At 55.0% G+C, this 20,799-nt stretch carries 23 protein-coding genes and 1 other RNA gene; 11 read left to right on the top strand and 13 right to left on the bottom strand.

Annotated elements, in window-relative coordinates; all coding sequences use genetic code 11:
• Positions 1-107: 107 nt before the first annotated feature.
• A complete protein-coding gene (locus HKD42_RS07590; RefSeq protein WP_170011860.1) occupies positions 108-350 on the top strand; it encodes a hypothetical protein in 243 nt (80 codons plus the stop codon).
• Positions 351-603: 253 nt separating this feature from the next.
• On the opposite strand, the gene ssrA is transcribed toward HKD42_RS07590, so the two are convergent.
• Positions 604-967: a transfer-messenger RNA gene (gene ssrA, locus HKD42_RS07595) on the bottom strand.
• 53 nt (positions 968-1,020) lie between these two features.
• Positions 1,021-1,443 carry a large conductance mechanosensitive channel protein MscL gene (gene mscL / locus HKD42_RS07600; protein ID WP_170011862.1) on the bottom strand — a complete coding sequence of 141 codons (423 nt, stop codon included), beginning with the start codon at positions 1,441-1,443 and terminating at the stop codon, positions 1,021-1,023.
• Positions 1,444-1,612: 169 nt separating this feature from the next.
• Between mscL and HKD42_RS07605 the strand changes: the two genes are divergently transcribed.
• Genes HKD42_RS07605 through HKD42_RS07625 form a run of 5 tightly spaced genes read left to right on the top strand, consistent with a single transcriptional unit; the run spans position 1,613 to position 5,119 of the window.
• Complete coding sequence (locus tag HKD42_RS07605; RefSeq protein ID WP_170011864.1) at positions 1,613-2,218, top strand: LemA family protein; 606 nt, start codon at positions 1,613-1,615, stop codon at positions 2,216-2,218.
• A gap of 8 nt (positions 2,219-2,226) precedes the next feature.
• Positions 2,227-3,081: a TPM domain-containing protein gene (locus HKD42_RS07610; protein WP_170011866.1), complete on the top strand. Its 855-nt coding sequence runs from the start codon at positions 2,227-2,229 to the stop codon at positions 3,079-3,081.
• Positions 3,082-3,091: 10 nt separating this feature from the next.
• Complete coding sequence (locus HKD42_RS07615; RefSeq protein ID WP_170011868.1) at positions 3,092-3,775, top strand: TPM domain-containing protein; 684 nt, start codon at positions 3,092-3,094, stop codon at positions 3,773-3,775.
• An 11-nt stretch (positions 3,776-3,786) separates the two neighbouring features.
• Positions 3,787-4,344 carry an NUDIX hydrolase gene (locus HKD42_RS07620; protein WP_170011870.1) on the top strand — a complete coding sequence of 186 codons (558 nt, stop codon included), beginning with the start codon at positions 3,787-3,789 and terminating at the stop codon, positions 4,342-4,344.
• The gene (locus HKD42_RS07625; protein WP_170011872.1) at positions 4,337-5,119 is read left to right on the top strand and encodes an SDR family oxidoreductase; all 783 of its coding nucleotides are present in this window, start codon (positions 4,337-4,339) and stop codon (positions 5,117-5,119) included. Before HKD42_RS07620 ends, HKD42_RS07625 begins: the two co-directional genes overlap by 8 nt.
• Positions 5,120-5,247: 128 nt before the next feature.
• Here HKD42_RS07625 and HKD42_RS07630 read toward each other — a convergent pair whose 3' ends face one another.
• From HKD42_RS07630 to HKD42_RS13405, 4 genes are read right to left on the bottom strand one after another with little or no spacing between them, the layout of a single operon-like run.
• Entirely contained in the window at positions 5,248-5,463 is a 216-nt protein-coding gene (locus HKD42_RS07630; protein WP_170011874.1) for a PspC domain-containing protein, read from the bottom strand.
• Positions 5,460-5,585: a hypothetical protein gene (locus tag HKD42_RS13395; RefSeq protein WP_281356492.1), complete on the bottom strand. Its 126-nt coding sequence runs from the start codon at positions 5,583-5,585 to the stop codon at positions 5,460-5,462. The genes HKD42_RS07630 and HKD42_RS13395 overlap by 4 nt, the downstream gene beginning before the upstream one ends.
• Before the next feature lie 38 nt (positions 5,586-5,623).
• A complete protein-coding gene (locus tag HKD42_RS13400; protein WP_281356493.1) occupies positions 5,624-5,752 on the bottom strand; it encodes a hypothetical protein in 129 nt (42 codons plus the stop codon).
• A gap of 46 nt (positions 5,753-5,798) precedes the next feature.
• Positions 5,799-5,927: a hypothetical protein gene (locus HKD42_RS13405; protein WP_281356494.1), complete on the bottom strand. Its 129-nt coding sequence runs from the start codon at positions 5,925-5,927 to the stop codon at positions 5,799-5,801.
• Positions 5,928-6,154: 227 nt separating this feature from the next.
• Between HKD42_RS13405 and recF the strand changes: the two genes are divergently transcribed.
• Positions 6,155-7,240: a DNA replication/repair protein RecF gene (recF, locus tag HKD42_RS07635; RefSeq protein ID WP_170011876.1), complete on the top strand. Its 1,086-nt coding sequence runs from the start codon at positions 6,155-6,157 to the stop codon at positions 7,238-7,240.
• Here recF and HKD42_RS07640 read toward each other — a convergent pair.
• Complete coding sequence (locus tag HKD42_RS07640; protein ID WP_170011878.1) at positions 7,237-7,941, bottom strand: arylesterase; 705 nt, start codon at positions 7,939-7,941, stop codon at positions 7,237-7,239. The two genes, recF and HKD42_RS07640, sit on opposite strands and share 4 nt — an antisense overlap.
• A 47-nt stretch (positions 7,942-7,988) precedes the next feature.
• Here HKD42_RS07640 and HKD42_RS07645 point away from each other — a divergent pair, with 47 nt between their 5' ends.
• Both HKD42_RS07645 and HKD42_RS07650 read left to right on the top strand, forming a co-directional pair.
• Entirely contained in the window at positions 7,989-8,678 is a 690-nt protein-coding gene (locus HKD42_RS07645; RefSeq protein ID WP_425500372.1) for an ABC transporter ATP-binding protein, read from the top strand.
• On the top strand, positions 8,675-11,197 hold the full coding sequence (locus tag HKD42_RS07650; protein WP_170011882.1) for an FtsX-like permease family protein: 2,523 nt from the start codon (positions 8,675-8,677) through the stop codon (positions 11,195-11,197). Before HKD42_RS07645 ends, HKD42_RS07650 begins: the two co-directional genes overlap by 4 nt.
• Here the strand turns inward: HKD42_RS07650 and HKD42_RS07655 are convergent.
• From HKD42_RS07655 to HKD42_RS07665, 3 genes are all read right to left on the bottom strand, one after another.
• The gene (locus HKD42_RS07655) at positions 11,194-11,673 is read right to left on the bottom strand and encodes a DUF805 domain-containing protein (protein WP_170011884.1); all 480 of its coding nucleotides are present in this window, start codon (positions 11,671-11,673) and stop codon (positions 11,194-11,196) included. The genes HKD42_RS07650 and HKD42_RS07655 overlap by 4 nt on opposite strands.
• Before the next feature lie 48 nt (positions 11,674-11,721).
• A complete protein-coding gene (locus HKD42_RS07660) occupies positions 11,722-12,111 on the bottom strand; it encodes a DUF805 domain-containing protein (RefSeq protein WP_170011886.1) in 390 nt (129 codons plus the stop codon).
• 111 nt (positions 12,112-12,222) lie between these two features.
• Entirely contained in the window at positions 12,223-14,820 is a 2,598-nt protein-coding gene (locus HKD42_RS07665) for a TonB-dependent receptor (RefSeq protein ID WP_170011888.1), read from the bottom strand.
• Between the two features lie 265 nt (positions 14,821-15,085).
• On the opposite strand from HKD42_RS07665, the gene typA reads away from it, so the two are divergent.
• Positions 15,086-16,921: a translational GTPase TypA gene (gene typA, locus HKD42_RS07670; protein ID WP_170011889.1), complete on the top strand. Its 1,836-nt coding sequence runs from the start codon at positions 15,086-15,088 to the stop codon at positions 16,919-16,921.
• A gap of 23 nt (positions 16,922-16,944) precedes the next feature.
• On the opposite strand, the gene HKD42_RS07675 is transcribed toward typA, so the two are convergent.
• The 3 genes from HKD42_RS07675 to HKD42_RS07685 all read right to left on the bottom strand — a co-directional run bounded on the left by HKD42_RS07675 (position 16,945) and on the right by HKD42_RS07685 (position 19,177).
• Positions 16,945-17,943: an inorganic phosphate transporter gene (locus tag HKD42_RS07675; RefSeq protein ID WP_170011891.1), complete on the bottom strand. Its 999-nt coding sequence runs from the start codon at positions 17,941-17,943 to the stop codon at positions 16,945-16,947.
• A 94-nt stretch (positions 17,944-18,037) separates the two neighbouring features.
• Positions 18,038-18,757 carry a cytochrome c biogenesis CcdA family protein gene (locus tag HKD42_RS07680; protein WP_170011893.1) on the bottom strand — a complete coding sequence of 240 codons (720 nt, stop codon included), beginning with the start codon at positions 18,755-18,757 and terminating at the stop codon, positions 18,038-18,040.
• A 30-nt stretch (positions 18,758-18,787) separates the two neighbouring features.
• Entirely contained in the window at positions 18,788-19,177 is a 390-nt protein-coding gene (locus tag HKD42_RS07685) for a thioredoxin family protein (protein ID WP_170011895.1), read from the bottom strand.
• Positions 19,178-19,364: 187 nt separating this feature from the next.
• On the opposite strand from HKD42_RS07685, the gene HKD42_RS07690 reads away from it, so the two are divergent.
• On the top strand, positions 19,365-20,780 hold the full coding sequence (locus tag HKD42_RS07690) for an ATP-binding response regulator (protein ID WP_170011897.1): 1,416 nt from the start codon (positions 19,365-19,367) through the stop codon (positions 20,778-20,780).
• The last annotated feature ends 19 nt before the right edge of the window (positions 20,781-20,799 follow it).

Below are 20,799 nucleotides of genomic sequence, written 5' to 3' on the forward strand. Positions count from 1 at the left end.
GCGTGAACTTCCATCGCTAAAATCAACTTCGGATTAACCACTAAGACTCGCTGTGCCGCCCTATCGCCGGGGTCCAGCCGCGAGCAAAGGTTAAGGAAGAGGGCGTAATGTTGAAGAAGATCGGTAGGCTATTTGTCATTAAGACGAAGGTAGAGGCCTATCTGATTATCTATGCTCTGGCGCTGGGTTCCACGGCGCGCGGCGCGCAATACCTGACCGAATATCCCGGTTGGGGCGGTAAACTGCTGTTTCTCGCGACGACCGGCGCAGTATTTTTGGCAGGCGCCAAAATTCTCGATTGCCTGCGAATGGAAGGAGAGGCGTCCGGCGCTGAAAAGGCTGAAGCCTAAACCATCTATCCACTCGCAACTACGAGAAGGCGGTTCTGTTGCTAGGCCCCCGGGTCTCTTTGAGTCTGGGGGGATGAACGTCGTACTCAACGGCACGCACCGCTCTTTCCATCAGGGTAAGGTGGGGGGTTCTGTTGCTAGGCCCCCGGGTTTTTTTGAGTCGGGGGGGATGAACGTCGTACTCAACGGCACGCACTGCTCTTTCTATCAGGGTAAGGTGGGGGGTTCTGTTGCTAGGCCCCCCCAGGCCCCCGGAATCCGCTTCTGTTGCCCGGTGGGTCCAACCGCGCTTAAGCTTTGTAAAGTCCGGCCGTTAGGCCATCAAATTACGCTGCGAGAGCGAGTGCGTCGTTATCGTTTGCACTTATAAAAATGAGCTTTTTACGGGAATTCTCAACCCGGGCAAAAACAATGCTTTTCGGCACACGTCGATCCTAGTTCGGCCCCGTCAGGAACGGCCTCCACTCTTATCAATCAAGAGTGTCTGCCGCTTTTGGTGGAGCCGCCGGGTACTGCCCCCGGGTCCGTTATGCTTATTGCACACTGCAATTTATCGCCATATCCAGCAAAAAGCCGGCACCGACTCATATAGTCGATCCCGGCTTAATGTGAAGTGTATCCCGCACCCGAAGATATCAGGAGGGCGTTCAGGCCCTTATTTTAAAGTCTGTTACTTCTTCAAAGCATCGCGGATTTCGGTCAGCAATTCGATCTCTGTCGGACCAGCTGGCGCTTCTTCTTCCGCAGGCTTTTCATATTTCGCTTGGATCTTGTTCACGTAACGCACGAGCATAAAGATCACGAAGGCGAGGATCACGAAATTGATGATCGATGTGATGAATGCACCATAAGCCAATACATTGGCACCAGCTTCGCGCGCTGCTTCCAATGACATGCCCGCTTCAACTTCACCGCTCAGCACGATGTATTTGCTGCTGAAATCAACATCGCCAAAGATCAGACCGACCAGCGGCATGATGACATCGGCTGTCAATGACGCGACAATAACGCCAAAAGCGCTAGCGATGATGACCGCAACGGCCAATTCCATGACATTGCCCTTGGCAATGAAGTCTTTAAATTCTGCGAGCATAACACCCCCCGTTTGGTTAATATTGGGCGCCCCATGCCATCAAAACTGCACGCTGCCAAGCGCCCTGCGCACCTTGAAACAATAGTTTACCGTGCTATCTTAGTAATACAGATATGACAGGCCTTGTCTGCGCCTGCATCTCATCGATTTTCTTGGGGAGCCATTAGACATGAAATTGACCTTTATCCCGCGCGCCGCGCTTGCCGCTGCTGCTGCTATGACCTTGTCCGCTTGCGGCATTAACTCTGTTCCTACTGCGGAAGAAAACGCCAAAGCAAAATGGGCTGATGTGGAGGCACAATTCCAGCGCCGCGCCAATCTGATCCCCAATCTGGCAGAGATCGTCAAAGGCGCATCAGAGAATGAGCGCTCTATTCTGACCGAAGTCACTGAAGCACGCGCAAAAGCGACCAGCGTCAACGTCTCCGCCGATGATCTGGGCGATCCCGACAAAATGGCTGAACTTGCTGCCGCACAAGGGCAGATGAGCCAAGGCATTGGCCGATTGCTAGCCAGCTTTGAAGCCTATCCAAACATTCAGTCAAACCAGAACTATCTGTCATTTCAAAGCCAGTTCGAAGGTACAGAAAACCGCATCGCAGTTGCCTTGCGCGATTATAACGAGGCAGTGCGCCAGTATAACACCACCATCCGCACCTTCCCCGACACTATCGGCGCGAATTTGATCCACGGGGCAGAACCGCTGGTACCCTATTCTGCCGTCACCGAAGGCGCTGAAGCGGCACCAACAATCGATATGACTTCGGGTAGCTGATCTTAGCAATGACCATATTGCATCGCTTTACCGCCATTTTTGTAATCAGTGCCGGGTTGCTGCTTGGGCAACCCGCATTTGCGCAGGAATTCCCTGCTCTGTCCGGCCGCGTAGTCGATGCGGCGGATATCATTCCTGATGATCAGGAGGCGGCACTTGCGGCCAAGTTGCAAGCACTGGAAACACAATCGCAACGGCAATTGGTGATCGCAACTATCCCGGATTTGCAGGGCTATGATATTGCCGATTACGGATATCAGCTGGGCCGCGAATGGGGCATTGGTGACGCCGAACGCAATGATGGCGCCCTGATTATCGTTGCGCCCAATGATCGCAAAACACGGATTGAGGTGGGGTATGGACTGGAAGGCATCATCACCGACGGCCTGTCATCGGTCATTATCAATCAGCAGATGCTGCCATTTTTCCGCGAGGGCGACTATCCGGGCGGTATCAATGCGGCAACCGACAGCATCATCCAACAACTGACGTTACCACCTGAGGAAGCCCGCGCGATAGCTGCTGAGGCAGTTCAGGAACCGCAACGTGGCGGCGGCGGCGGGATTGATTTTCCGACAATTATCTTCCTCGCATTTTTCTTCTTTTTCATCATCCTGCCCATGTTGCGCGGTGCGAGAGGCAAGAAATATCGCGGCAAAGGCGGCAGGCGCGGTAATGGCACTCTGACCGGCAGCGGCGTTGGCGATGTTATCCTATGGGAAGTCGGCAGCGCCGTTCTGCGCGGCGCAGCAGGCGGCGGCAGTTCCGGCGGCGGCTGGGGCGGCGGAGGCGGCTTTGGCGGTGGTGGTTTTTCTGGTGGGGGCGGCAGCTTCGGCGGCGGCGGTGCCTCCGGTGGTTGGTAAGGGACGGCGTATGGCACGTAAATCATACCTTGATGCACGATCGCATGAAATCGTCACCAATGCTGTGGCTCAGGCGGAATTGCAGACGTCTGGCGAAATCGTCACTGTCCTGGCGGACCGGTCGGATGGCTACACCGATATTGCCTTGGCATGGAGCGCCCTCGCCGCATTTCTGGCCCTGACATTCTGCGTCACATTCCCTGATCTGCTGCTGGATACTTATGCGGGTTTCCACGGCGGGTGGAACACAGATTGGACCCCGCGAGAGATTTTCTCGATGGCGGCAGGTGCAGCGATTTTCTGGTTTTTGGTCCTGTGGCTGTTGCAACTGTCCGACACGATCCGGTTTGCGCTGGTCCCCGGCAAAGTGAAAACTCTGCGTGTCCACGCTAGGGCTGTCGCCCATTTTAAAGTCGGTGCTGAAAAGCGCACTCATGGCCGCACTGGCATTATGATCTACCTGTCTATGCAGGAACACCGCGCTGAAATCGTCGCGGACGAACCGATTGCCGCCAAAGTCGACGCGGAAGTTTGGGGTGACGCAATGGCCGATATGCTGGCCGAAATTAAGCAAGGCAAGATTGCCGAGGGCATGGCCGCAGGTGTCCGTGATGTCGGTGAGGTATTATCGCAGCACTTCCCGCGTGCGGAAGATGATGAAAACGAATTGCCGGACCGGCTGATAGAGGTCTAAGCATCGCTCCTATGAGTGAAACAGATCCAGATGCCGCCCTGCCCGAACAGATCGTTTGGGAGGGCAAATTCATTACCGCCAAAGTGCGGGGGCGATGGGAATATGTCGGCCGCGCCCGCAATATCCGCGCTGCAGCGATTATTGCGATTGAGGATGGGCACGTTCTGCTGGTCGAACAATATCGCATCCCGCTGGGTAAACGCAGCCTAGAAATACCCGCCGGTCTAATCGGGGATGATGACGGCGGGGAAAATGACACGCCGGAAGCTGCAGCGATGCGCGAGCTGGAGGAAGAAACCGGCTATATCGCAGAGCGGATGGAGAATCTGGGCGAGTATTATTCCAGCCCCGGCATGGTCAGCGAGAGCTTTACTCTGCTGCGCGCGCATGGCCTGACCAAAGTTAGCGAAGGCGGCGGCTTGCCGGGTGAAAACATCACCGTCCACCGCGTCAGACTTACAGAATTACGACAATTTGTTGCCGACTGGCGTGCAAGCGGCCATGCGGTGGATGTACGGCTCGCCATTTTAATGGCGGAGCATCTCATGGGAGAGAATATCAATGGTTGATCGCGTCAAGGGCAAGCTCGCCCTCATTACTGGTGCAGCGCAAGGGTTGGGCGCCGCTCACTCCATGGTACTGGCGCAGGAAGGCGCGCGCGTTCTCTGTACCGATATCAACGGTGATGGCGCGGCGGAAACAGCCAAAGGTATCAATGATGCGCTGGGCGCCGGAACCGCATTTTCAATCCAACATGATGTGACGGATCCGCAATCATGGGAAGCTGCGATTGATAGCGCGCGGGACAATCTTGGCGGGCTCAACGTATTGGTGAATAATGCGGGCATCGGTGTCGCCGGTAATATTGAAACATGCGATTTTGCCGACTGGCAGCGCTGTTTCTCCGTCAATGTCGATTCCATCTTTCACGGCTGTCAGAAAGCTTTGCCGCTGATGCGTGAACATGCGCCAGGCTCCATCATCAATATCAGCTCTATTGCGGGCCTGATCGCGAGTGACACAATGCCGGCATATAATGCATCGAAAGCGGCAGTATGGATGCTGAGCAAATCGATTGCGCTTCACTGTGCGAAAAAGAATATGAATATCCGCAGCAATTCGGTGCATCCGACTTTCGTCGATACACCGATTTTGGATGGCACCGCCCAGCATTCTGGCCTCGATAAACAGGTTCTGCTGGACAAGCTGGCGCGTCAAATTCCGCTCAAATTTGTGGGTGAGCCGAATGATATCGCCAATGCTGTGTTGTATTTGGCGAGCGATGAAAGCCGGTTCATGACCGGGGCCGAGCTCAAACTGGATGGCGGCATTTCCGCCATGTAGTCAGGTGAGATATCCGGCAGGCCATCAATTGGGTCGGTGCTCTGGATATTTCTGAAGCCAGGCTGGCCCCTGCTTCATTCGGGTAGTCAAATTTTGATATCGGAGAGTGAGACCCTCGGGCCTCACTCTCAGTCTGCGATTAATCCAATTGCGGCGTAGATCAGTGCTGCTGTGCCAACGCTAACCAAAGCGCCTACTACAAAACCAACACGAATGATCATTGGATCGATTCCGGTTGAATTCGCAATTCCCGCGCATACACCCCAGATTTTGGCGTTGGTGCGGTCTAAACGGAAGCCTTTGGAAGGTGGGCCACCGGAAGGCGTGCGGTCAAGCTGGCTCATGCGAAAACTCCAGGTACGTTTTGTGTTGCAGGTGCGATCGCAGCGGCAAGAAATACAGCAGAGATCGCGAGTGAGCAGGCGGCAGCGACTGCGCGATTGCTGAGGTCAGTGAGTGTATTCATGATATTGGTCTTTCGCGATGTTTTGGCAGGGAAAGCGATTATGCAACGATTGGCAGCAGAACGCCTTGGTTGGCCGGGGTGATTGCAGCAGCAAAGATGATGAGTGAGAATGCTACAGAGCTGATTGCGGCCACGGCTTGGCTGCTGATGTTTTCGAATGCTTGCATGATACTTTCCTTTGATTGATGTGATTGATTGGAAGTTGTGTTGGAATTAGGCGACCATCGGCAACAGAACGCCTTGGTTGGCTGGCATGATTGCTGTGGCGAAAATCACGACCGAAAAGGCCAGTGAGCTAACGGCTGCAACAACGCGGCTGGAGATATTTTCAAAGTTCATCATTGGTAGTTCCCTCTTCTTAGTGTTTCGTCCGGTGGTCGTTTCCACCATGCCAAGTACCTTGCAGAGAGCGTGCCAGTTTTGAAAAATGGCAGAATTCTGCCGTTTTTTGCGATTTACGCGATGTTACGCACATTAACAGATACTGAATGTTGGTAATTTTTACCAACTGTTGGTAATGATAATTCCGGTGGCGTGGCTGTTGAGGTCTGGCTAGAGCCAATTTGCCCATGACACTGGACCGCATCACCCTTTCATCCTTCCGAAATCACGCGGAAACTCGGCTCGATGAGACGCGCCAATTTAACTTGCTGGTGGGCGAAAACGGCGCTGGGAAGACCAACATACTGGAAGCGCTGTCATTATTCGCACCCGGCAGGGGTATCAGGCGGTCGCCGCTGGGCGATATGGTCGGACAGCAAGGCGCAGGCGGCTTCACTATCGGCGCCTCTTTGTTTGCCGAACCCGATCAAGAGCCAGTCAGGCTTGGTACCTATATTGATGCCGCGCGTCCGGGTAGGCGATTGGTGAGAGTAAACAGCAGCGAAGCGAGCGCTGTCAGTCTGGGTGAATGGCTCGCCATTGGCTGGCTCACTCCGGCGATGGATCGACTTTTTACCGATAGCGCAGGCGCGCGCAGGCGATTTGTTGACCGGATGGTATTGGCGGTAGACCCGACCCATGCCCGCACCGCGTCTCGCTATGAGGCAGCCTTGCGAGAACGGAACCGCTTGCTGAGCGACGATGTTGAGCCCGACCCCACATGGCTGGACGGGGTTGAGGCGCAATTATCCGAATATGGGGCAGCATTGGCCGCAGGACGTGCGCGGCTTATTTCCGCATTGATACAAGAACTGGCCGGTCTTCCGGAAGAACCTTTCGCCCGCCCTGCTCTGGGATACGCCGCTGGGGGCCCGCTCCATCAGTCGGAGCTAGCAAGCGCATTGCGTGAAAACCGCCGAAAAGATCGCGCAGCCTCGCGCACTTTGATCGGTCCGCACAAAGACGAGCTAGACGTTCGGATGGCGGGTAAAAACGTCCCCGCAGCGTCGTGCTCCACCGGCGAACAAAAAGCGATGTTGATCGCGATCATTCTGGCACATTCGGAATTGGCGACGCGCGGCCGCCCGAACTTGCTGTTGCTGGACGAGGTCGCTGCTCATTTGGACCCGATCCGGCGTGAGGCCTTGTTTGACCGCCTCCGTGGCAGCGGCGCTCAAGTGTGGCTTACAGGGACCGAGCTCCCCCCGTTTGATAATATTCGCCAAGAAGCCGCCATCTGGCGCGTTGAGCATGGCCGTACCGTCCGCCTCTAACTATCCGGCAACGTCTCTTCCACGGCAGAGAGTGTCGCACCGACCAGAGCCTCAATCCCTGCCTCTGTCGGGTGGATACGATCAGACTGGATCATTTCCGGCTTGTCATAAATAGATTCGAGGAAAAACGGGACCAAGGCGGTTCCATATTCCTCTGCAAGTTCCGGATACAACGCATCAAACTGTTTTTGATATTCTGGGCCGTAATTGGGTGGCGCACGCATCCCCATTAGCAAAACGGGTATCTCTCGTTTTTTGAGCTCATCCAGCATTGCGGCGATGTTTGCACGGGTCTGCTCCGGCTGGATTCCGCGGAGCAAATCATTGCCGCCAAGTTCCAGAATAAACAGTTCCGGTTTTTCTTCCTGTGCATCAAGCGTGAAGGTGAGCCGCTGCAACCCGGCCGCTGTCGTATCGCCCGACACACCCGCCTTAACAACACGGGCATTAATCCCCTGCGCCCGCAGAGCGACTTCTAATTTAGCCGGGTAACTGTCTTCCGGGGCGACATTGTAGCCAGCAAACAGACTATTCCCGAAAGCCAGCACTCGCCGTTCCGGCCCCATGACGGGCTGTTCGATCGCGGCATCGCTGGCTTGCCCGGCCTCACCAGCGGGTGCAGTGGCAGGCTCGTCACTACAGGCTGCAAGCAGCGCTAATGCGAAAACACTGGGAACTATCGACAAACGGCTGTGTTTCATCTGCGAGCCTCCTTGCTCGGCCCCTGTACCTATGCGATTGGTTTTTGGTGACAAGCACAAATTCTATCTCTGCCCGCAATCTGACGCTCACCTATGATCCGGAGAATACTCCGGTTGATGTGCTGCGCGGAATTGACCTCGACATCGCCACGGGTGAGGTGATCGCTTTGCTAGGCCCATCGGGCTCCGGCAAAAGCTCGCTTATGGCCGTCCTTAGCGGTCTGGAACGCGCCACTGGCGGTTCGCTTATAGTGGCTGATCAAGATTTTATGGCAATGGACGAGGATGGCTTAGCCCAAGCCCGGCGCGGCAAAATCGGGATTGTCTTGCAGGCATTTCACTTGCTGCCGACCATGACAGCACTGGAAAACGTGGCGACACCGATGGAATTGGCTGGCGCAGATGACGCGACAGAGCGGGCCAAGGCTGAATTGGAAGCCGTTGGGCTGGGCCACAGGCTCGATCATTACCCGACCCAGCTTTCGGGCGGAGAGCAGCAGCGTGTTGCCATTGCCCGCGCGATTGCCCCCGGCCCTGATTTGATTTTCGCCGATGAACCCACCGGCAATCTTGATGTGGCGACCGGGCATGACATTATTGAACTGCTATTTGCGCGCCGTGCAGAAACGGGCGCCACGCTGCTGGTGATCACGCATGATGTCGAACTGGCCGAACGCTGCGACCGCATCGTGACCATTGGCGATGGTCTGATTGCTAAGGATACCAAAGCAGCGTGAACGCACCCATTTCCTGGTCGACCGCGCGGCGCATAGCGCGGCGCGATCTGAATGGCCGGTTTCGCGGCTTGAGATTGCTGCTGGTCTGCCTGTTTCTGGGCACCGGCGCATTGGCCGCGATCGGTACACTGACCGGCGCGATTGAGCAGGAACTGGAAGGTCGCGGGCAAGAACTGCTCGGCGGCGATCTGGAAGTCGAGATTTGGCAGCGTGACCTTTCAGAGGAAGAAAAGGCTGCTCTGTCCGAATATGGCGAGATATCTGGCGGCAAGCGGTTACAAGCGATGGCCAGCACTGCCGATAATGCCGCGCCTGTCGAGCTAAAGGCGATTGACAATAAATGGCCGCTCTACGGCAAGTTTACTTTAGAAGATGGCACCGAAGCGGGCGCCCCAACCGGCAATGATGCATGGCTCGCGCAGGGGGCTATGGACCGGTTGGATATAAAAGTCGGTGACAGCTTCACCATCGGAACCGCGACACTGCGGGCTGCTGGTATCATAGGCACTGAGCCGGACCGGTTGAGCGAGGGTTTCCAACTTGGGCCAACCATCTTGGTTGCAGTCGATATCCCGCAAAAGGCCGGGTTGGTGGAACCCGGCGCTTTGTATGAAAGCAAATACCGCATCGCGTTTGACAATAGCGCCCGCGACCCCGGCGATGTGGAAGAAGAGATAGAAGAGCGCTTCCCCAATTCAGGTTTTGACTACCGCTCTCGCGACCGGGCAAGCCCGGGTGCTGACCGTTTTGTGTCACGCATGGGCGAGTTTTTGACACTGGTTGGTCTGGCTGCTCTGGTGATTGCGGGGATCGGCATCGGTGGCGGTGTATCCTCATATCTTGAGGCGCGCCGGTCCAGTATCGCCACGCTGAAAGTCCTTGGCGCATCAAGCCGCGACATCGCCCGCATATATGCACTTCAAATCGGTTCTGCAGCACTGGTGGGTAGCTTGATGGGGCTGGCAGCAGGTGTACTGGTTACACCAGCACTCGCCGCAGCGTTAGACGGCTTGCTGCCGGTCGAAACCGGCTTCGTTTTTGAACCGGTCGCGCTGATGGTAGCGGGCGCTTATGGCCTGCTGGTTGCAACAGTTTTCGCTGCAACGCCTATCCTGCGAGCCCGGCGGTTCCCGCCAATGGCGCTGATGCGGGCGCGCATTGTCCCGCTATCCCGCGACGGGAGAGCTTTGGGCTGGGTCTTAGGTGGCCTGCTCGGAATTGTATTATTGGCGCTGCTGACTGCCAACCAACCGCTTCTATCAGGTGGTTTTCTATTGGGCGCGGCCGTCGTTCTGGGTTTACTGGCCCTTCTTGGGGTCGGAATTCGGAAACTTGCCGGCGCGGTAAAGCGTCCGAAAAACCCGCTTATCCGCAATGCCTTGGCCAACCTTCATCGGCCCGGAGCATCCACTGGCGCGCTGGTGACTGCCCTCGGATTTGGCCTCAGTGCGTTTGTTTTACTGGCCGCCATTCAAAGCAGCATTAACGGAAACATCGACAGCCGCGTGCCGAATGAAGCACCCGATTATTTCGTACTGGATATACCGCGCGATAAATCAGCCGAATTCGATGCACTGATCGCTGCCGACCAGCCAGAGGCCGTTATCCGCAAGGTTCCAGCTTTGCGGGGGGCAATTTTGGCATATGGCCCGGCCGATGCGCCCATTCGCGTTGCCGAGTTAGAAGAAATACCCGATGGCGCATGGCCGCTGCGGGGCGAACGCGGCCTTACCTACTCAAGTACCTTGCCGATCGGCAATTCGTTGACTGAAGGGGAATGGTGGGCAGAAAATCACACTGACGATCCGCTGGTATCGGTGGATGAGGAATTTGCCGCAGCGATTGATCTGAAAATTGGCGACACGATCACCATTGGTATCCTGGGAGTCGAGAAGACGGCGACAGTCGCCAATTTCCGGCGGATTGACTGGGAGAATATGGGCTTCAACTTTGTGCTCGTATTTTCTGAGAATGCGATTGCTGATGCACCGCACAATCTGACGGCAACAATCGATTTACCACTAGGGGCACCTACCGGGCCATTGCTGCGACAAATGGTCCAGAAATTCCCCTCCAGTTCCGTCATCGAAATCGGGCAGGTGCTGGCCGAGGCACGGACCATTCTAAGCCAGGTTGGTCTCGCCACTTTCGCAGCGGCCTCTGTAGCCGTTCTGGCCGGGCTGGCCGTGTTGATCGGAGCTATCGCCGCGGCGCGGGCGTCCCGAACCTATGACACGGTGGTCATGCGCGTGCTGGGCGCAAGCCGGCGCCAAGTGCTCATCATGCAATTGGCCGAATATGGAATACTGGCCCTAACCCTCGCCATTGTGGCGCTGGGTCTAGGCAGCGGGTTGGCCTGGCTGGTCATTACGCAGTTGTTCGAATTTGACTGGTTGCCCAATTGGGGCGAGATATTAGCCGTGCTCGGCGGCGGATTGGCGTTTGTGCTGATCTTCGCTTTGGCAGGGTCAATACCCCTCCTCAGAGCCAAGCCCGCGCAGGCGCTGAGGGCGCTTTAGGAAAATACGTCGGCGATCTCATCGCCATAGACGGGCGGTCCATATTGGTTCTCGCCCTTCTGCGGTGGCAGTGACATCACGATCATATAACCGATCCAGCCAATGATGCTGAGCATGAACACAGCGAGTAAGGTCACGACAACCAACCATCCCGGCAATCCAAGATCATGGAAACGCCGCGATGTTAGTGCAAGTCCGGGCAAGAAGTTGCCAAAGAAAACCGCACTCCACAGTACAAGAAAGACAATCAGCCCAATACTGTCGCTGTCATCCAGTCCGGTTTCGCTAAAGCTGGCCTCACTGAACGCCAAAAACGCGATCCAAACTGCAACAATGATTGTATAGCTGAGTGTCAAATACGCGCTGAACCACCAGAACTCGCGTCTACCAGAACGCCCATCAAATTGGGCATAACGCTTGAGCGGCAAGATCATCCAGCCAAGGATGTTGCCCTTGGTTGGCAGCGCAGTGCTCATCGCTCTAAATCGCTTGGATCAGAGCGACAAAACACTGTGCTTCGCCGATCAATTGAAGACGTTGGTATCAACACCGCCCTTTGGGTCGGCACCATACTGGTTTTCGCCCTGAGTACCCTCAAGACACATGAACACCAACACAGCAATTCCGCCAACTAGGGGTACGAAACCCAACAAAACCCACCAACCGGATTTGTCTTGATCGTGGAAACGCCGCACTTGGACCGCGATACTCGGAATAATAATACCGAGCAGAAATATAGTAGTAAGCGGCCCGTAAACACCGCCAACCATACCGGCGAGGCCAAGCACACCTTCAACGATCGCGAGCACAACTGCGACGATGATAATCAGCAGAAAGAACATCCAATATTCTTTGCGCCGCGAACGGCCGCTAAAATCTGCATATCGTTTAAGCGGTAGTGTCATCCATTCCATATTAGTCCCTCCCTATCGAACCGGCATCAACGCACCATAAATCCGTTACGCTTGCAACAAAAAAGGGGCCACCGAACGGCAGCCCCTTTTCCTATTTGGTATGGTGTTCGCTTAGAATTTGAAGCGGACCAAGCCGCCATAAGTGCGTGGCGCACTCGGGTAACCAGAAACGGTACCTGCCTGAGCCACACCATCGAAGACTGTTGTGATGAACTGATTGTCGAGCAGGTTACGAGCGAACGCACCGACTTCAATACCATTTTCCATCTTGAACGTCATCGATGCGTTGACGAGGTTCACTTCACGACTAAAGATCTGAGTGTTCCCCAAGGCTGCGTTGAACGTCGGCAAGCCGTTATTAATCGGCGTATTCGCTTCATGGCTATAATCAATCCGAGTAATCAGCTGATTACCACTTGCGCCAAATTCATGCGCGTATGTAGCTGATGTAGAAATGGCAATTTCCGGGATACCAGCAGGTGTTACGCCAGTCAGATCGCCCAGAACACTTCCAGGGAAATCATCGAATAGCGGATCGAGATAGGTCATCGCAAATGTTAGCGTTAGGCCGTCAGTTGGCTGAATTGTTGAGTCAAACTCAAAACCAGTGACCGACTGCTGTCCGGCATTTTGCAACGCAAAACCAGTGCCGGTAAAGGCCAAGCTTTGGAAGCCAGTGATAGTTTGGTCGAACAATGCCAAGTTAAAGCCGAAGCCTTCCCACTGGCCTTTCACACCAATTTCATAAACCTTGGCATTTTCAGGACCGGCGAAACGCGAGCCGCTCCGCAGGTTCGGAATAGCAAGGCCTGCATCCAAGATCGGGGATGATGGCGCTGCGAAAGTAGAGCCGCCTGGTCCAGCAACAAAGTCCGTGCTTGATGGACGGCTATCGCGTGACAAGTTTACCGAACTGGCTTTGAAGCCCGTCGCATAGCTTGCGTAAGCGTTGATTTCTTCTGTTAGCCGGAATGACGCGCGCAGCAAATAGGTGAACTTGTCATCATTTGTCTTACCGTCTTCAACCGCATTCGGGATGGTCAAGAACGGGGGCTGGAATTGGAAGCCCTGCAAACCGATCAATGGGTTAACATTGGGATCTAATGCAGCAGCAAGCAGCGCATCTTGGTTGGCCTGTGGCAAGGCTTGGAATTGGTCACGGGTTGTGACCGTGCCCATTGTCGCACCAACGATAAACGCGTCGACCAAGTTGACCTGACCCAGTGGATCGGGGCTCAACTGAGAAAGCGCAAAATCTTTGCTATCATCGGTGTAGTTAAATCCAGCAGTGAAAACGATGCCATCCGCTGGTTCAAAATCAACCGTACCAAACACCGAGTAGGAGGTGTTATCCATCGAGAAGGTTTCTTGAGACAGCAAAGGTGTGCGGAAAATCGTTTCCTGACCCAAGCCCAGTCCTGCTTCCACACCGTTGAATATTGAAGGAGCACCGCTCAATACATCGGCAGGGTCACCGCCAGCCAGCAGTTCAAACACGTCACGAATTTGGCTACCATTTTGGATGGCACTATCCTGCGAGATAGACTCATCGAAGTAGTAACCGCCCAGCAGGAAGTTGATCGGGCCGTCAAAGTCTGAAGCTACACGGAATTCTTGCGTGAAGGTCTTAACTTCTTGCTCGCGTGTCTCAGTCGCGATGGATGCGCTGGTATAATCAATATCTGACAGGAAGAAGTTCTTCAGCTCACGATAGGCGGTGATTGATGTGAAGGACAACGCGCCGGCAGTATAATCAAGCTGTAACGAACCGCCATAATTGTCGACTTCGTTAGTCGGTACAAAGTTCAGGAAAGCATCGTAACTAAAGCGGTCTGTGCTCAACTGGCCGCCCACCGCATTGATAGCACCCGTGACCGGGCCAGATACAAGCGTAGTGACCTGACAGCAAACCTCATCGATACGCGAGTAATCTGCGATCGCACGAATTTTCAAATCGGATGTTGGTTCAAACAACAACTGTCCGCGTGCGGCCCAGCGGTTACGGTTGTTTTGCTCTTCATTGAGGTTAACGATGGTCGCATAGCCATCGCGCCTGTTGTAGCTGCCGTCGAGCGAGAATGCGATAGTTTCGCTGAGTGGGCCCGTTACGTCACCCTTAATAAGAACGTTATTAAAGTTACCATAGCTAGCCTCAACAGCTCCACCGAACTCGAACTGCGGCTCGCGTGTTACAACTGAGATAACACCCGCAGACGCGTTCTTACCAAACAGGGTCGATTGTGGGCCGTTCAGAACCTCAATACGTTGTACGTTAGGAAGATCGGAAAGCGCCGCTGCGGACCGCGAACGGAACACACCGTCAATGAACACACCAACAGACGGCTCGATGCCGAAGTTGTTATCGCCATTACCGAAACCACGAATGATGAAAGTCGATGCAGAAGATGTCTGCAACTGGCTAACGCGAAGCGAAGGAGTCACAGTTTGCAGATCGAGAACGTCGCGGATCTGGGCGTTCTCCAAAACTTCGCCGGATGTCACGGAAACGGAAATTGGAGTTTCTTGAAGCGTTGTTTCGCGTTTGGACGCAGTCACAACGATCACGTTACTATCGAAACTATCGTCTTCGACAGCGTCTGCTGAGGCATCTTGTGCCAACACCACGGTCGGGGCTGTCAAACCTGCAGTGGCTACACCTGCAAACAGTGCCGCACGCGCAACTTTACTGTCAAAAACAGTGAATTTCATAAATCATCCTCTACCATACGGACCGTTCTTGCGCGGCCCGCCTCTCCACTCGGGATAGGTATGCACAGCAGATAGGACAAGCATAATGCGCACAAGAGGCGGGGATTCCGTATATTGTTGCGCGCAGGACACAGTGTGCATCTGCGAAAGAAAGCTGCTTTGCGCTGTCCTGACAAAGCTTGCCCCTACTGCTCCCCTCCGCTAAGGCGCGCGCGATATTGCACTGCACAACAAAAGCAGTGCGTTTAACCGAAAGCATCATATAATGTCTGCGAACCAGCGCAACGTGGCGATTATCGCTCACGTCGACCACGGCAAAACCACCCTTGTCGACCAACTCTTCCGCCAATCCGGCACCTTCCGCGACAACCAGCGCGTGGATGAACGCGCGATGGATTCCAACGATCTGGAAAAAGAACGCGGCATTACGATTCTGGCGAAGTGTACGTCGGTCGAATATGGCGAAGGTGAAGATGCCCGCCGCATCAACATCGTCGACACACCCGGTCACGCCGATTTCGGCGGCGAAGTGGAACGTATCTTGTCCATGGTTGATGGCGTGATCCTGCTGGTGGACAGCAGCGAAGGCGCGATGCCGCAGACCAAATTCGTGACCGGCAAAGCGCTGGCGCTTGGCCTGAAGCCGATCGTGGTCGTGAACAAGATCGACCGTCCCGATGGCCGCGCTGAAGAAGTTCTGGACGAAGTGTTCGACCTGTTCGTGTCACTGGAAGCCAATGATGAACAACTGGACTTCCCGGTGCTCTACGCATCAGGCCGTGATGGCTATGCCAGCGAAGACATCAACGCCCGCGATGGTGACCTGACACCACTGTTCGAGAAGATCGTTGATCACGTACCGGCCCCGGAAGCAGACGTTGATGCGCCGTTCAAGTTCTTGGTCACTTTGCTGGACCGCGACAATTTCCTTGGCCGTGTCCTTACTGGTAAAGTCCAATCGGGCACCATCAAGGTAAACTCGCCCATCCACGCTTTGGATGCGGAAGGGAACGTGATCGAAACAGGCCGGGCATCCAAGCTGATGTCGTTCGAGGGTCTGGAGCGGGTACCGGTAGAAGAAGCAAAAGCGGGCGACATCATTTCGCTTGCCGGCCTCGCCGTGGCAACCGTGTCGAATACTATTTGCGATCCGGCTGTGACAGAACCGTTGCACGCGCAGCCAATCGATCCGCCGACACTATCGATGCGTTTTGCAGTGAACGACAGCCCGCTGGCCGGACGCGAAGGCTCCAAAGTCACATCGCGTATGATCCGTGACCGTCTCGCTCGTGAAGCAGAAAGCAACGTTGCGATTAAAGTCACCGAGTCGAGCGACAAAGACAGCTTTGAAGTTGCTGGCCGCGGCGAATTGCAGCTGGGCGTTCTAATCGAAACCATGCGCCGCGAAGGGTTCGAGCTGGGCATCAGCCGCCCGCGCGTGCTGTTTGGCGAAGATGAAAACGGCAAGCGCACAGAGCCATACGAAACTGTCGTGATCGACGTTGACGATGAATATTCCGGCACAGTGGTTGAGAAGCTCGCCCTACGTAAAGGTGAAATGACCGATATGCGCCCAAGCGGCGGCGGCAAGACCAGGATCACCTTCAGCGCCCCGTCACGCGGCCTGATCGGTTATCACGGGGAATTCCTGACCGACACACGCGGTACGGGCATCATGAACCGCCTGTTCGAAAAATACGGACCGTACAAAGGCAAGATTGAAGGCCGCGCCAATGGTGTTCTGATCAGCCGTGAGAACGGCGAGGCTGTAAGCTATGCACTCAACATGCTCGAAGAACGGGGCATCCTGTTCGTTCGTCCGAAAGAGAAGCTATATGAGGGCATGATTATTGGCGAAAATGCCAAGCCTGAGGACATGGAAGTGAACCCCATGAAATCGAAGCAGCTCACCAACTTCCGCTCGACTGGTAAAGACGATGCGATCCGCCTTACTCCGCCGAAATTGATGACTTTGGAACAAGCCATCGCATATATCGACAATGATGAAATGGTTGAAGTGACACCGGAAAATATCCGCTTGCGCAAAGCGACACTCGACCCGAACGAGCGCAAGAAAGAAAAGAAGAAGATGGAAGACTAGTCCAATAGATTAGCGTTTTTCGATCACGCAGCGGCGATGCCCACCAGAAAGGCAATCGTCGCTGCAATCGGCAAAGTGGCCACCCAAGACAGGATAACATTGCGGACCATAGACAAGTCCAATGTTCCCGCTGCTGCGCCAGTGCCTATAATCGAACCAACCGACACATGAGTCGTTGAAACCGGCAAGCCAAACCGGCTGGCACATAATACCAAACCTGCGGTGATGAGATTTGCCGACACGCCCTGCGTCGCATCCAGCCGATTGATTTTCAGGCTCATCGTTTCTGCAACACGGCGGGATAGCAACCACCCACCCACCACCATTGCGGCCGTGACCGCCAAAGCCGAATAGGCAGGCGTGGCCACTTGCGTACCGATCAACAGCGCCGCCAGTTTTGGCGTGTCGTTAACCCCGCGGGCGAAGCAAATGCTGGTCGCTGATAAATAGTGCACCGCGTCCATGGCTTTCGCTGGTCGATCATTCGTCTGCTCGGCGATTTCAGGCTTTGTGCTTTCTGCAGATAGCCGCTTTCGCCTGCGAACCTGACGGATCACCAGGTACGCGGCGAACGCCAAGAACGCCGATAGGAACGGGCTGGTCAAAAGTGGCAAAACAAATTTGGCACCCAGATTGCCAAGATTGATGGAAGTTTCGCTTTGGGCCAGACCTGCCCCCACCAGACCACCGACCAAGGCATGGGTGGTCGATATGGGAAAACCCAGTCGGGTCGCCAGAATAACCGTAATGGCCGCGCCGCCAGCAACGGCCAGCGCGAATTGCGGGGCATTGGCAAGTTCATCGCCAACCAGCCCTTTGCCCGAAAATTGCTGGACCAAAGCATCGGCCACCAGAACCGAAGTAATACCGCCCAACAGCGTTGCGATGGAGGCAAATATCAACGCCCGACGATAGCTGAGCGAGGCACTGCCCCAAACCGTGGCGAACCCCTTGAAATTATCGTTGGCGCCATTGCTGAAGGCGAGAAACAAGGCTGTGAAGCCCAACAGTAATATGATCATTCAAAACCCTAAATGTTGAGCAATATGGAGAATGGAAATACGGGACCACTCGCGGTGAACGGTCTTCTCTTGGCCAAAGAGATACCGGCATTTGTCAGAACCGTGTGGTAAACTCGATCAGCCATTGCGGCAGAACATCAAGCAGAGCGATTTCGATAAGTTTGTCAAAGCCGGTTAGTACCATTGCGCCCACAACCAGCAGCGACACGCCGAAGATCGGTTTCGCATAGCGGGAAATAGACTGCATCGTCTTGCCCCGTTCACCCAATGCTTTGCGTGAGCCATAGGCGAATAATAGGATCGACGTTGCGACGCCCAATCCAAACACAAAGAACGTAAAAAACGCTGATGCCAGATTTTCGCCTTGGCTCGCTGCGGCAATCGCAACGCCCAATGTCGGGCCGACACAGGGGGCCCATACCAGCCCAAGCAATGCGCCGATCGAATATTGGCCGATCATCCCCTCTCCGCTGACATTGCCCAACGCCCGGTTGCCCAGGTTGGTAAGAGGCGCAGCGGCCGCGCTTAGGGCCGCTTGCGCCCTCGGGATCAATAGCAGCACACCTGCCAGAACAAGCAATCCACCAGCAAAACTGCGTACAGCTTGTTCATTGATACCCAGCGAAAAGCCAAAGGCGATCACCACAAAGCCGAAAATAGTGAAGGATGTGACCATGCCGGCCGCCAATGCGACCGGACCGAATTTGCCCTTCCCCAACGCCGAAGCGATCAGGATGGGAATGAGCGGCAGCACGCAAGGGTTGAGGATAGTTACCAACCCCGCGACGTAAGCCAGAAAGGTGCTGCCGATCATTGCGCTTGTCCTAAACGGTCAAATCAGCAATCAAATCGCGCCGAGCACAACGCTGCGCAGACGTTTGCGGTTAGTTTCAGCGATAGAGCGGGCAGTTTCTTTTTTGCCTTTGAACACGACGATGGTCGACTGGCGCGGAATACGGTTGGCGCGCAGGAAACCTTTATCGCTGTCGAAGTCTACTTTGATGAAGACAACATCTTTCAATCGCTTATCGGCGCGCAGTTCATTCAAAATCGGTTGTTGGGCACGGCAAGTCGGGCACCAGTCAGCATGCACATCGACAATAATCGTTTTGCCAGCATTTTGTGCACGGGCAAAACTTTCATCGCTATAGCTGGTCCAAGCCGGAGCTGCGGCGACTGGCGTCAATGCAAATAGGGCAGCGATCGCAGCGAACAGGGAAAGCAGTTTCTTCATAAATAATCCTTGAGCGGGAATGGGGTCTACTTGTGCGTTCGTTGGGACAGGGCAATTGGTTACACACTCAACGAATAAATAATTCACTGCACGCAACCTGTTACAAATAGGCGCAATTACCTATCCCTGCTCAGCTGCCGAATTAAATGCAGATGGGTAGTCCCTGCCTCTCTAGCAGGAGGAACAGATGTTCGACGATCACGCCGCCCAACCGCAACCCCGCCACCGGAATTTGCCACGTGGTGGACTGGCGCTGCCCTTTCCAGACGAAGCCTTTAGCGTCGTCACGCTGGATGCCGCCGAATGCGCGCTTTGCGGCGGCACCACCTCGGCAGTGGCCTCCGGAGCAGTGGAAACTGCTGAAGCAACCGCACAGCGGATTAACACGCGGTGGGCACAGCACCTAGCGTCCATCAGCCATGAATTGCGAACCCCGCTAACCGGTATCGCAGGATTTGCGTCGTTGCTGGATGGCCCCGATCTGAACGATGAACAGCATCAGTTGGTCGAGCGGATCACGGCCTGTAGCGAAACGATGTTGGCGATGGTCAATGATTTGCTGGATGAAGCCATGGCCCAAAACGGCGATGTTCGTATCACCGCCAAACCATTCTCCCCAGCCCAACTGGCACGTGATTGCACCGCAATGGTGGCGGCCGCCCACGGCAGAGACAATACCGTGCTAAGCTGCCGGATCGATCAGTCGGTTCCATCTGTGGCGCGCGGTGACGCAGCCCGTTTGCGGCAGATCGTGACGAACTTGCTAGCCAATGCCGCACAGGCGACAGGGAAGAACGGCGGCGGGCAGGTCCAGCTGGTTCTTCGGCAACGCGCCCACCAGCTCATCTGGAGCGTGGTAGATAACGGCCCGGGTCTATCGGCAGAAGAACTTAGCCGGATATTCCTGCCGTTTGAGCAAGCCAGCATCACCCGCCCTCACGACAATGCAATTTCCGGCGTTGATGCCAGTCCGGTTACGGAAGCGAGCGCTGGCGTGGGTTTGGGCCTCAGCATTGCCCAAAAATTGGCGGAGAAAATGGGCGGTAAAATTACGGTCCGCAGCACACCGGGCCGCGGATCTGTATTTTCCTTGTATCAATCATCGCAACAGACCCGCCCCGCCCACGTACCGCTAACCAGCCTGAACGCGCTGCAATTACCGCGTATTTTGGTATGCCAAGCAAGCGAGAGTGAACGCGTGCAAACGGAGGCCATCTTGCAAGCCTTTGGCTTTCAGTTCGATCATATCAATACCGCGGTGGAAGCGATCACCATGTTGCGAACCGCAGAGCTGAATGACTATCCCTACATCGCGATCATGATGGATTTGGATCACGAACCAGACACAGTTCTGCATGTTATCCGGACATTGCGTATAGCGGGAATGACGCCGCACGCCCTGCCCGCATTCGCCCTCTCTCACGGTTCACAGAACAGTGAAGACGCCGCTGTATACGAAGCTGCTGGCTTTCAGAGCGTGCTTTCAAAACCGCTATCCCACGCGGCATTCGCAGATCTCGCGCAGGGGTTAGTAGCGCCGACACCGCGGCAGGCAAAAAATCATATGACCGGGAACACCACGTTAAAAGCCGCTCGCTTATAAGGGCATGATATTGTGAGCA

It is taken from the genome of Pontixanthobacter rizhaonensis, assembly GCF_012972675.1.
GTDB lineage: Bacteria > Pseudomonadota > Alphaproteobacteria > Sphingomonadales > Sphingomonadaceae > Pontixanthobacter > Pontixanthobacter rizhaonensis.